Annotated in this window: 8 protein-coding genes and 1 riboswitch; of the genes, 1 reads left to right on the top strand and 7 read right to left on the bottom strand. The window is 62.6% G+C overall.

Features of this window, described 5'->3' with window-relative positions; translation table 11 throughout:
- Position 1 precedes the first annotated feature (1 nt).
- A complete protein-coding gene (eutC, locus tag B9H00_RS00605) occupies positions 2-841 on the top strand; it encodes an ethanolamine ammonia-lyase subunit EutC (protein ID WP_236944315.1) in 840 nt (279 codons plus the stop codon).
- Here the strand turns inward: eutC and B9H00_RS00600 are convergent.
- The 7 genes from B9H00_RS00600 to B9H00_RS00570 all read right to left on the bottom strand — a co-directional run bounded on the left by B9H00_RS00600 (position 829) and on the right by B9H00_RS00570 (position 11,811).
- Complete coding sequence (locus tag B9H00_RS00600) at positions 829-2,355, bottom strand: cobyric acid synthase (RefSeq protein WP_086899020.1); 1,527 nt, start codon at positions 2,353-2,355, stop codon at positions 829-831. The genes eutC and B9H00_RS00600 overlap by 13 nt on opposite strands.
- Complete coding sequence (gene cobN, locus B9H00_RS00595) at positions 2,352-6,233, bottom strand: cobaltochelatase subunit CobN (protein WP_086899019.1); 3,882 nt, start codon at positions 6,231-6,233, stop codon at positions 2,352-2,354. Before cobN ends, B9H00_RS00600 begins: the two co-directional genes overlap by 4 nt.
- 36 nt (positions 6,234-6,269) lie before the next feature.
- On the bottom strand, positions 6,270-7,379 hold the full coding sequence (cobW, locus tag B9H00_RS00590; RefSeq protein WP_086899018.1) for a cobalamin biosynthesis protein CobW: 1,110 nt from the start codon (positions 7,377-7,379) through the stop codon (positions 6,270-6,272).
- Positions 7,376-7,759, bottom strand: coding sequence for a cobalamin biosynthesis protein (locus tag B9H00_RS00585; RefSeq protein ID WP_236944314.1), 384 nt, complete (start codon positions 7,757-7,759; stop codon positions 7,376-7,378). The genes cobW and B9H00_RS00585 overlap by 4 nt, the downstream gene beginning before the upstream one ends.
- A 79-nt stretch (positions 7,760-7,838) precedes the next feature.
- The gene (locus B9H00_RS00580) at positions 7,839-9,215 is read right to left on the bottom strand and encodes a cobyrinate a,c-diamide synthase (RefSeq protein ID WP_086899016.1); all 1,377 of its coding nucleotides are present in this window, start codon (positions 9,213-9,215) and stop codon (positions 7,839-7,841) included.
- Entirely contained in the window at positions 9,215-9,844 is a 630-nt protein-coding gene (cobO, locus tag B9H00_RS00575) for a cob(I)yrinic acid a,c-diamide adenosyltransferase (protein WP_086899015.1), read from the bottom strand. The genes B9H00_RS00580 and cobO overlap by 1 nt, the downstream gene beginning before the upstream one ends.
- The gene (locus B9H00_RS00570) at positions 9,841-11,811 is read right to left on the bottom strand and encodes an AAA family ATPase (RefSeq protein ID WP_086899014.1); all 1,971 of its coding nucleotides are present in this window, start codon (positions 11,809-11,811) and stop codon (positions 9,841-9,843) included. The genes cobO and B9H00_RS00570 overlap by 4 nt, the downstream gene beginning before the upstream one ends.
- 194 nt (positions 11,812-12,005) lie before the next feature.
- Positions 12,006-12,210, bottom strand: a riboswitch (cobalamin riboswitch).
- Between the last annotated feature and the right edge of the window lie 117 nt (positions 12,211-12,327).

Raw genomic sequence — 12,327 nt, 5'->3', positions numbered from 1 at the left:
CATGACAGAGCCATCAGACACGTCGATGACATCAGATACGGGTTCTACGGTCACGCCCAACCCGTGGCAGCAGCTGAGTGAACATACCGATGCCCGAATCGGGCTGGGCCGCGCTGGTGGCAGCCTGCCGACCGCGCCGCACCTCGCCTTTCAGCTGGCACATGCTCAGGCCCGCGATGCCGTGCATCTTCCACTTGATACCGAAGAGATGATGAGTACGCTTGAGTCGCGCTTTGAAAGTGTTGTGCGCCTTCACAGCCAGGCCAGTGATCGCAGCGAATATCTGCGCCACCCGGATCTGGGGCGCCAGCTCAGTGACGAGAGCCTTGAACAGCTCAGCGCCATGAATATCGAGCAGTGCGATCTGTCCATTACGGTCGTGGATGGCCTGTCGGCCCGAGCCATTCACGAGCATGCCGCTATGCTGCTGGATCATCTTATCCCGGCGTTCGAGTCGCGTGGCTGGTCGGTAGGGCCGGTGGCGCTGGTCGAACAGGGGCGTGTGGCGATCGGTGACCCGATGGGAGAGGCGCTTGGCGCGCGCATGGGGTTGGTGCTGATTGGTGAGCGCCCTGGGCTTAGCTCGCCGGACAGTCTGGGCGTCTACTTTACCTGGAAACCGCAGAGCGGGCGTCGCGACAGCGAGCGTAACTGCATTTCCAACATTCGCCCGCGGGGACAGTCGTTTGAGGCCGCGTCAAGGCTGGTCCTGTATCTGCTTGATGAGGCCAGCCGCCGGGAGCTCTCGGGCGTCGAACTCAAGGACGACTCGGTCGTGGACTCCGAGCTGGGCGATGGCAGTCAGGGCAATTTCCTGCTGCCTCGGGATCAGGCGTCCTGAACCGGCGTTGCCGAATCGGCCGAGGTGGAGGCGTCCTCCGGCATCGGCCAGCGTGACCAGTCAATCGCCGCCTCAACGTGATCGGCCAGCCGGTCGATCTCGGTCATCCGGAGGGCGTCATAATCAAAGGCAACGGGGCCGGAAAGCCCGGCCCACTCAAGCAGGGCCTGTAGCGCGGCCGGGTGATCGAACACTCCGTGCAGATAGGTGCCAAGAATTTGGCCATCCTCGGAAATGGCGCCATCAAGCCGGCCGTCATCGAGGGCAAACACGCCGCGAGAAAGCCCGTCACCCAGACTCTCGCCCACATGAATCTCATAACCCGTGACCGGAGCGTGCACTCCTCCCAGCAGGCAGTGCCCGGTGACACGATGCAGCTGTTTGGTGGCCCTCAGCGTGGTGGAAAGATTGAGCCAGCTCAAGCCCTTACTCTCACCCGCAGGGCCTTCCACACCCTCCGGGTCCTCGATACAGATGCCCAGCATTTGATAACCGCCACAGATCCCGATGACCCGGCCGCCGTAGCGCAGGTGTCGAGCCAGCACGTCTGACCAGCCGCGCTCGCGCAGCCACGCCAGATCAGCGCGCACATGCTTGCTGCCGGGCAGGATGATCAGATCTGCTGTGCCAAGCTCCGACGGGTCCCGCACGAATCGCACGCTGACCTGCGGGTGCAGGCGCAGGGCGTCAAAGTCGGTATGGTTGCTGATGCGGGGTAGCAGAATGACGGCCACATGGAGCCCGTCTGCTGCCCCGGTACTGTCACCACCACGGGACAGGCCGTCCTCGGCTTCAAGGTGAAGGTCCTCAAGCCAAGGCACCACGGCCAGCACCGGCTTGCCGGTACGCGCCTCGAGCCATTCAAGCCCCGGCTTGAGCAGACTGATATCGCCGCGAAAGCGATTGATCACCAGACCAACAACCCGCTCACGCTCCGAGGCGCTGATGATATCGAGTGTGCCTACCAGATGGGCAAACACGCCGCCCCGGTCGATATCAGCAATCAGGATGACCGGGCAGTCGACGGCTTCGGCAAAGCCCATGTTGGCCAGATCATGCTCACGCAGATTGATCTCGGCCGCGCTGCCGGCGCCTTCGACCACCACGCGGTCATAGCCCTGGCAGAGCCGATCATGGGCGGCCACAACCTGTTCCAGCAGTCGAGGCTTGTAGGCATAGTATTCGGCGGCTTTCATGTGACCGATGGCGTGGCCCGCCACAATGACCTGAGAGCCCTGGTCGCAGGTGGGTTTTAACAGCACCGGATTGAAATCCACGTGGGCATCGACCTCGGCTGCCATGGCCTGGACGGCCTGGGCGCGGCCGATTTCACCGCCGTCGACCGTGACCGCGCTGTTGAGCGCCATGTTCTGCGGTTTGAAGGGGGCCACCCTGTGTCCACGGCGGGTCAGTATTCGGCAAAGGGCAGTGACCAGCGCACTCTTGCCGGCATCCGAGGTAGTGCCCTGAACCATCAGGGTGCGAGACGCCCGAAAGCGATTTGCACGGCTCATGAGGCGCGCTCCTCCTGCTCGTCAATGGCCAGCAGTAGATCCCGCAGGCGGGTCTGATAGTCTGCCGGGGACTGCCACAGCCCACGAGCGATGGCATCCATTAATGTCTTTCCCATGTCCTTGAGGGCCTGCGGGTTGTGATCGTTCAAAAAGCGCTGGTTGTCGGCATCCAGCACCAGCGCATCGGTGATCTGTTCGTACTGGTAGTCGCTGACCAGCGCCGTTGTGGCATCCCAGGCAAAGAGATAATCGACGCTGGCGGCCATTTCAAAGGCGCCCTTGTAGCCGTGGCGCTGCATGGCACTGATCCATTTCGGATTGGTCACGCGCGAGCGCATGACCCGGTTGAGCTCTTCTTTCAGGGTGCGCATCCGCGGGCTGGCGGGGTTGGCGTGATCCCCGAAATAGAGCGCAGGTCGGGCGCCCTGCTGGCGGGCCGCGGCGGTCATGCCACCCTGGAACTGGCTGTAGTCGCCGGAATCAAGCAGGTCGTGCTCGCGGTTGTCCTGGTTCTGGACGATGCCTTCAAGCGTTGATAGCCGTTTTTCAAAAGCCGCCATGGCAGGCTCGCCCTCAACGCCCTTGCCATAGGCGTAACCGCCCCAGTTGACGTAGGCGCGGGCCAGATCCGCTTCCTCCTGCCAGTGACCGTTGTCCAGCAGCTTTTGAACGCCGGCACCGAACGTGCCGGGGCGGGCGCCGAAAATGCGAAAACCGGCCTGGCGGCGTGCGGTATCTTCATCAACGCCCTGAGCCAGCAAGGCCCTGCGCTGCTCGGCAACATTGGCCGCAATCGTATTGCCATTGCCGGGCTCGTTGAGATCCACGAGTTTTTGAACGGCACTGTCGTAAAGCGCCATCAGCCCGGGGAAGGCGTCACGAAAGAAACCTGACACCCGCAGGGTTACATCCACCCGCGGTCGGCCCAGCAAAAATCCGGGGATGATTTCAAAATCGATCACGCGCTGTGATCCCGAGGCCCAGATCGGGCGCACGCCCATCAGGGCAAAGGCCTGGGCGATATCATCGCCGCCCGTGCGCATGGTGGCGGTGCCCCAGACCGAAAGCCCAAGACTTGTCGGATAGTCACCGTGCTCCTGAAGATGGCGCATGATCAACGCGTCGGCCGATTTCTGTCCCAGCGTCCAGGCGGTTTTTGTGGGCATGGCGCGGCTGTCGACGCTATAGAAGTTGCGCCCGGTCGGCAGCGTGTCAAGTCGGCCACGGCTGGGGGCGCCGCTCGCCCCGGGGGGCACGAATTTACCGGCAAGACCGTCCATGAGCGCAGAGAGTTCGTTGTCCACGCTCTGGTGCAGCAACGGCAGCAGCGTATCGTTCATGAAATCGATCACGGCGCGTGTTTGCGGCCAGTCGTGATGATCAGGCGGGGCAGTATCATGAGACAGAACATGCTGCTCGATCAGCTGTGCGCCGAGCAGTTCAAGACGCTCGCGGGTATGAGTTGAACTGCGCCAACCAGTGGCTTCAAGTGCCTTGAGCCGATCAGGCCACGGCCCCTGCCAGGGCCACGCATCGAGGGCGAGCGGGTCGAAATCGTCATGCACTTCGAAAAGCCCCAGATCCATGGCCATGGCGTTCAAAAGGCTCTGTTCGTGGGGCTGACTGCCGCGCGACAGTCGTACCAGCGCCATCAGCGTGTCGCGCAGCGAGGCATGCTCCGGCAGTTCGCCCAGCACGTGCAGCCCGTCGCGAATCTGCGCTTCCTTGATGTCACAGAGGTAGTTGTCCAGGGCGTCCAGCAGGGTCTGATCGTCTTTTAACGCCTCATCAATGCTCGGACGCTCGCCGACACTCGCCGAAGGCGACAGGCTCAGTTCTTCAAGCACATGAGTGTTGCGCACCCGCTCGATGATGGCCTCGCGCAGAAACTGCTCCCGGCGTTGATCAAGGCCAAGGGCCTGATAATACTCATCGGTCAGTCGCTCGAGTTCGGCCAGGTCATCGTGGATACCGGCACGCGTCATGGGCGGCATCAGGTGATCAATGATGACCGCCTGCGCGCGTCTTTTGGCCTGGGCGCCTTCACCGGGGTCGTTGACGATAAACGGATAGAGATGCGGCATGGGGCCCAGCACGATATCCGGCCAGCAGGTGTCGGAAAGGGCCGTTCCCTTGCCGGGCAGCCATTCCAGATTGCCATGCTTGCCGACATGAACAAACGCATCGACCCCATAGACATGTCGCAACCAGAAATAAAACGCCAGATAGCCATGGGTAGGGGGCAGATCCGGGTCGTGATAGGCCGCGTTCTGGTCGATATCAAAACCGCGCGCCGGCTGGACGCCGACAAAGGTCTCGCCCAGTCGCATGCCGGCGATCATCAAACGGCCCTGACGATGAAGCGGGTCGTTTTCCGGGGCGCCCCAGCGCTCAAGCACGGCCTGTTGACAGACGGTGGGCAGCTGCGCGAAGTGCTGCTCATAGGTCTCAAGCGCCAGACTCTGCGCTGCTGGCCGGGTCTCGATGCCGGTCGCGTCATTGGTTACGGTCTGCGTCAGCCATTCGATCAGTGCCGTCGGGTCATGGGGCAGGGCCTGTGTCACCGGGTAGCCCGCTTCTCGCAGGTGATGGAGAATGTTGAGCGTCGAGGCCGGCGTATCGAGCCCCACGCCATTGCCGATGCGCGCATCGCTTGAGGGGTAGTTGGCCAGCACCAGCGCGATACGCTTGTCCTGATTGGCTTTTTCGGCAAGCCGGACCCAGCGCCGGGCCAGTTCGGTGACAAAGCGGGCCCGCTCCTCGTGAAGCGCATGAATCACGATGTCGTGCTGACAGCGCGTCGAGTGATAGTGCGCCGACTTGAAGGCGATCGGGCGGGTGATGATGCGCCCATCCAGCTCCGGCAGCGCGACTTGCATGGCAATGTCACGCGGTCTGAGCCCCATGGGCTGAGCCTGCCAGTCTTCCAGTGTGGTGCCCACCATGATCAGCTGCAGGATGGGGATGTGGCGCGTCCAGGGGTGCTGATAGCCGGTCTGCGTGACATCCGCGGTGGCGGCCAGGGCAAAGCCGGTGGTATTGAGCATGATGGCGGCATGGCTCTGCTCGATCAGCTCATCGAGGGTGTCCAGACACAGGCGCTCCTTGAGCGAGGCCACGGCGACCGGCAATACATTGAAGCCGCCCGCTTCCAGAATGCCGATCAATGCGTCAAAGACGCTGGTGTTGCCCTGCTGGAGATGGCTTCGATAGAACACCAGTGCCGCCACCGGCTGCTCGGGCTGCCAGCGCGTCCGCCATTGATTCAGGGTGATGTGACCGGGTGTGGCGGTGAGATCATTGGGCGGGGCATGTAAAACGACCCGCGGCAGCGGCTGAGGTTCGCGCCACGGCCGGGGGCGATTCAGGAAGCGATCCTCGAGCCAGTTGAGCAGGGCGCGGGTGTTGTCGGCACCGCCTTCGCGCAGGTAGCGCCACACCCGATGCGCTTCCTGGTAACTCACCGTTCCGGCCTCGAGCAGGCTTTCATCCTCGACGTCTTCACCGGGCACCACGATCAGCGTGCGGCCATCCCGCTGTGCCCACGCCTTCAACTGCTCGAGACCATAGGTCCAGTAGGAAGCGCCCCCCAGCAGGGAGAGCACCACCACGCGAGCGCCCTTTGGCGCCTCATCGCCGCGTTGATCCAGCACCCGGTCGCGATAGAGATCAAACGCGGCGGGTTTTAACAGGTTCATCCAGTTGGCCAGGCGGATGCTGGTATCGCGCTGGGCGTCATCGGCCTCGATCACGGTGGCCAGCAGGGCCAGTGCACTGTCGGCAGCCGACAGGATCACCAGTTCGGCAGGCGACTGACCGAGATCGACAATGCCGTTGTCATCGCTGAACCCGCCGGGCTGGGCGGCGAAAAGGTGCATGCGTCACCCTCCACTAAAGGACTGTCGGGGCTGATATCAGCGGATGTGCTCGTGGTGCTCGGCCTCGGACAGTGCGGCCTGCAGGCGATCGCGATCCAGACCCTTGCCGATCACCACCAGCCGGGTCTGGCGCGTCTCGTCGCTGCGCCACGGCCGGTCGAAGTGATGGGTGAGGCGATTGCCCACCGCGTGCAGCACCTGGCGCATGGGCTTGCCGACATCGACAAATCCCTTGACCCGATAGATGGTCTGTTCGGCCAGTGCCTGTTCCAGCGCCCTGACCAGGGTGGGGCTGTCCACGCTGCCCAGCGTGATGACGCAGGAGTCAAAATCATCGTGAGCATGGTGGTGCTCGCGTCCGTGGGCGTGATGATCATCATGATGGGTGTGAATGTCGTCGGCCCGACCTTCCGAGGCCAGCTGCAGGCCCATGACGGCGGCCACATCGACTTCGCCATGCGTGGCCCAGAGCGTCTTGACCCGCTCGGGCAGCTCCCCGCGCAGCTGTTGCTCCAGTACCCGGCGCGCCTCGTCGTCCAGTGCATCGCCCTTGCTGATAATGACAAGATCTGCCGAGGCGAGCTGGTCATCGAGCAGCTCCTGCAGGCTCGGGTCGTGATCCAGGCTTTCGTCGGCCTGACGCTGCGCTTCGATGCGGTCGTGGTCATGCGCCACGCGCCCGGCGGCCAGTGCCGGGCCGTCGACAACAGTGATGACGCTGTCCACGGTGCAGAACTGCTTGATGTCGGGCCAGTTGAAGGCTTGCACCAGCGGCTTTGGCAGAGCAAGGCCCGAGGTCTCGATCAGGATGTGATCGATCTGGTCGCGTCGCTCGACCAGCTTTTGCATGACCGGCAGAAATTCTTCTTCCACGGTGCAGCAGATGCAGCCGTTGGCGAGTTCAAAGACGCCCTGTTCGCGCTCGATGGCCTCGTTCTCCTCGCAGGCTTCGAGCTGACAGCTGCGTACCAGTTCGGCATCGACATCCAGCTCGCCGAATTCATTGACGATCACGGCGATGCGTTTGCCGTCGGCGTTGCGCAAAAGATGCGACAGCAGGGTGGTCTTGCCGCTACCCAGAAAACCGGTGACGACGGTAGCGGGGATCTTGTGGAGTTCGGGACGCGAGGTCTCGATGGATGTCATGAGAATCTCCTGAAAAGGGGGTGTCGGGAAATGTTCGTGGTGGCGTTCGGTACGGCCAGCGCACAGGTGGCGCGGTCGCACTGCTGGCGGGCTACGAGCAGTCTGGCCGGTGCGTCGCAATGCGCTCTGATGGCAGCCAGAGCTGCGGCCTCGGCCACACCGGGCACACCATGAAGACGCCTTGTGGTATCGCTGGTCTGACTCATGGCCGGCTCGCTTTCCCTCAGAGCCTCTGCCGGGAAGGCCATCAGTGGGCAGCCCCAGGCCTTGGCCAGCGAGGTCATCGCAACTTCATGCTGACGACCCACCAGGGTGGCCACCAGGGTGATCTGATCCGGATGCAGTCCAGTGCGTGTCAGCATGTCTGTCACCAGTTGCATGAGGACCTCTGGCGGACAGTCACGCCGACAGCCCACCCCCAGAGCGATCGGGATGTTGCTGGTGTCATGGCCGCAAGGGTCACTCGACATGCGAACATGACTTGGCATGTGCCGATGCGCCGGGCGTGGGACTGCCATCCATTGTTCCATCCAACAGAGCCGCGACAGCCTCGGGATTGGAAGGGAAAAACAGGTGCAGATAGCTGGCATTCAGCCGGCCGCGGCGAAAGATGGCCTCGCCCGGCGCGGGATGACTGGCACGACGGCCGTGTGCCATCGGTGTCAGGGTGTCGTGGCTTCGAGAGTGATGATGGGCGTGGCCGCGAATTTCACCTTCCGGCAGAGGGGCGCTCTGCATGCCCTGACAGCCTCGTTTGGTACGCATCTCCCCGTGACCGGGCAGCACACCGGCCATGGGATGGCAGGTACCGTGCTGGTCGGTCAGGGTCTGCTGTAGATAGAGCATACCGCCGCACTCGGCCAGAATTGGCAGCCCGCGGGCATCGAAGTGGCGAATGGCCTGACACATGCCGTGATTGGCGCCCAGTGCCGCGGCGTGAAGCTCCGGGTAACCGCCCGGCAGCCACAGTGCGTCGAGACCTTCGGGCAGCGAGGTATCGGCAAGCGGTGAAAACCAGCAGAGTTCGGCCCCCATGGCTTCCAGCAGGCGGACATTGGCGGCATAGATAAAGCTGAAGGCGGCATCACGCGCAATGCCGATGCGCTTGCCGGCCAGAGCAGGCGGGGGCGTATCGATATTTTGCGGCTCAAAGGCCACCGTGGGTGGCAGTTCGGTCAGGGCCTGGCCTTCCAGCAGATTGGCGGCAGCCTCGAGTCGCGCTTCAAGTGACAGGTTGTCCGGGTCATCCTGCTCGCCAGGCTGAACCAGTCCCAGGTGACGTGAGGGCAGGGCGAGGTGCTCCTCTCTGGGCAGGGCCGCCAGTAGCCGAACATCATCAGGCAGGCTGTCTTCGATCAGCTGGCGGTGACGCTCACTGCCGAGTGCGTTGGCCACAAGGCCATGAAACTGCATTTCCGGGCGATAGCGGGCGAGCCCCAGGCCGATGGCAGCCACGGTCTGGGCCATGCCGCGGGCGTTGATGACACAGGCCACTGGAATATCGAAGGCGATCGCCAGATCGGCGCTGGAAGGCGTCCCGTCGTGGAGGCCCATGGCGCCTTCCACCAGAATCAGATCCGAGACCTGAGCGGCGCGATAGAGCTGCTCGCGACAGAAGGCTTCCCCGGCCATCCAGAGATCCAGTGGCTCGACCGGCTGATCGGAGGCCAGTGCCAGAATCTGCGGATCCAGATAGTCCGGGCCGGTCTTGAACACCGTGACGCGTCGACCCTGACGACGATGATGTCGAGCCAGTGCGGCGGTGACGGTGGTCTTGCCCTGACCGGAAGCCATGGCCGAGAGGAAAAGCGCTGGACAGTACGCGGTCGTTGACATCAGTACTCGATCCCCGCCTGTGCCTTGACGCCAAGCCGAAAGGCATGACGTTCATCGTGAATGATGCTGATGGTGTCAGCGATCTCCTGAATCTCGCGCGCCATGGTACGGCCGGTGATCATCACGTTCTGATGCGCCGGCCGTGTGCTGAGAGCCTGAGCAATCCGTTCGGCATCGAGATAGCCGTACTTGATCATGTAGGAGAGCTCGTCAAACAGGAGAAAGTGATACTGATCATCGGCCAGCAGCCTTTCCGCCAGTGCCCAGGCCTCCTGTGCGGCCTGACGTTCGCGTTCCGGGTCGCGGACTTCCCAGCTGAACCCGTGCCCCATAACGTGAAAGTCGACCTGTGGGTGATCGTTGAAGAACAGATACTCGCCGGTGGCACGTCGCCCCTTGATGAACTGGATGACTGCACAACGCTGACCATGTCCCATGGCACGTGCCATGGTGCCAAAGGCAGAGCTGCTTTTGCCCTTGCCGTTGCCCTTGAGCACGATCAGCACACCACGTTCCTGATCTGCGCGGGCAATGCGCTCATCGACAATGCGCTTTTTGGTGGCCATGCGCTGCTGGTAGCGAGTGTCGTCCTGGTCAGTGGCGCTGTCATCACCATGGTGCTGGCTCATGGCTGTCTCCCGGGAACTGTCGTTTTGGTGGCATTCATTGCCGGTGCGGCTGGCGTGCGGATCAGATCGTCAAGGTGATGGCAGGTGGCTTCAAGCGCGGCGGCCAGCTCTTTTGCCCGACCCAGTGCTTCTTCCCGTGGCTCACAGTCCACGATGTGGGTCTCAAGGCCAAACGGCGCAAGTTCGAGATCGTCCCGGCTACGGGCATCGGTCAGTATCCAGAGGTGAATCGCTGTCGGGTCTACAGACTGAAGGCGCGCCAGGCGCTGGCGAGTATCGTCCAGACCACGTCGTAGCGGGGTACCGCCACCCGGTGTGAGCCGGTTCAGCGTGGAAGCCATCGAGCGTGGGGCACGACGAGGGGACATGACTTCGGTGACGCCGTCACCACTCAGGGTCATCAGCATCAGCTGCTCGCGGGCGAGATAGGCATCAAAAGCCAGCTGCTCGACCAGCGCCATCGCCTTTTCAATCTGGCGGGCACGTTGAGAAGAGGTCTGCCGGCTCAGGCTGGAGCCGGAAATGTCCAGCACGATACAGGTGAGTCTTTCAGGACGGCGTCGCTCGCGATGCCATGCCAGTGCCTCAACAGTATCGGGTGTCGGGCGGCCGTGAGTAATGGCTGCCCTGCGTAGACTGCCGGGCCAGTCGATACGCGCCTGCCCAATGGCATGGCGACCTTTCGTTCGTGACGCCTGCTGCCTGATGGAAGCGCTAGCTGATGCAGTCGGCTGTTGAATGCGCCTGCTGGCAGCACTGCCCAGCGTCAGAGGGGGCTGATGAGCCGGCAGAGTGCCCCAGTCACCGCTGCCATGATTATCGCCATCATGATTCTGGTGATCACTCTGACGCTGATCGTTGTCCGTCGGTGCAGGCATTCGAGCCGATTCACTATCAGCCCGAGCGTTTGACGTGTCCTGATCGGAAGACATATCCGGTCGGCCCGGAGCATCGGCTGGCGTTCGGCGTCCTGGATATCGTCCCGTCGGCGGCACGGAGGTAGCCTCCGGGGAGGTCTCTTCTTCGAAAGCAGACGTTTCACCATCATTGTGACGATGACGTCCATTGCCCGGGTTGCCATCATCATGGCCCTGCTCGGGATCATAACCGGGGGCACGATGCGCCATGACCAGCGGAGCCAGAGTCTCGACGTCTTCAAGCGTGACGATATGACGCCCCTGCCATGCGGCGTGGGCCAGTGCGCCACGTCGCCAGGCCAGATCGGCGCGCACGCCTTCCACGCCGGCTTCGACACAGCGGGTGGCAATCACGCGGGCCAGGTCGTCGGAGAGAGTGACCGTCGAAAGTCGCTTGCGGGCAGCGGATAGCCGCTCACCTAACAGCGCCTGCTCTTTCTGCCATTTGGCCGTGAACGCCTCGGGATCCCGATCAAAGGCCAGGCGGCGTTCGACAATCTGCAGACGTTGCTCGATATCCGGTGCGGGATGATCCAGTACGGCGAGTCCGAAGCGGTCCAGCAGCTGGGCGCGCAGCTCACCCTCATCGGGGTTCATGGTGCCAATCAGCAGGAAATCCGCAGGGTGTTGATGGCTGATGCCGTCTCGCTCGACATGATTGATACCGCTGGCGGCGACATCAAGCAGCAGGTCTACCAGCGCGTCGGGCAGCAGATTGACCTCATCAATGTAGAGCACACCGTCATGGGCCCGGGCGAGAAGTCCGGGCTGAAAGGCCACTTCACGATCTCCCAGTGCCCGGCCCAGGTCCAGCGTACCTGTCAACCGGGCCTCATCGGCGCCCAGAGGCAGCGTCACCAGTGATGAGCGCGAGAAGGGCAGCAGCTCGGCAAGGCTTCTTGCCAGTGTCGATTTGGCCGTGCCGCGCGGACCGCTGACGAGTACACCACCCAGGCGGGTATCCAGTGCCGCCAGAATCAGCGCAAGCTTGAGGCGTTCATGGCCGGTGACGGCGGCAAAGGGGAACAAGGGACGCGGGGTAGCGGTCATATCGTCTCCGCAGGTGCAGGACGCGATGATGCGACATGAGGGTGTATTCCCCACTCATGTGATAAAGAGGCGTCATGGAGTACAGCGGCGTCTGGCAAGCGCCGACACCTGATAGGAAAATACGTCACTTGTGTGCTCCTGCGTATCGACCCGTACGCGCGGCAGTCATTACTGATAATGTCGTTGGCATTATCACCCTGTATCATCGCCGGGCCGGTCTCCGGGCTGACGAGCTGGCGGACAATTGTCTGCCGGGCTGAAGCACCTTCCCGACCATGAAGGTCAGTGGTCACGCTTCAAGCCACTCGATTACCGTTGCGGGGACAGCAGTGAACTTGCATCACTTTCCCGATTATCCCGTACAAACCTGCACGGGCACCCGAGCGCTGCTCATCGTGAGCCGGGCCAATGATGGAGTCAAGTCCGACGCTGCGGCGTGGCCGGGCCCGCTGATGAGGCTTTATGACTTTATCGTTGCTCCACCAACTGGCAGCCGGTAGCGTTTGTGCATGTTTA

Origin of the sequence: Kushneria marisflavi, assembly GCF_002157205.1 — a bacterium.
GTDB classification, from domain to species: domain Bacteria; phylum Pseudomonadota; class Gammaproteobacteria; order Pseudomonadales; family Halomonadaceae; genus Kushneria; species Kushneria marisflavi.
The sequence above is the reverse complement of the archived record's forward strand: the minus strand, read 5'-3'. Positions and strand labels throughout refer to the sequence as shown.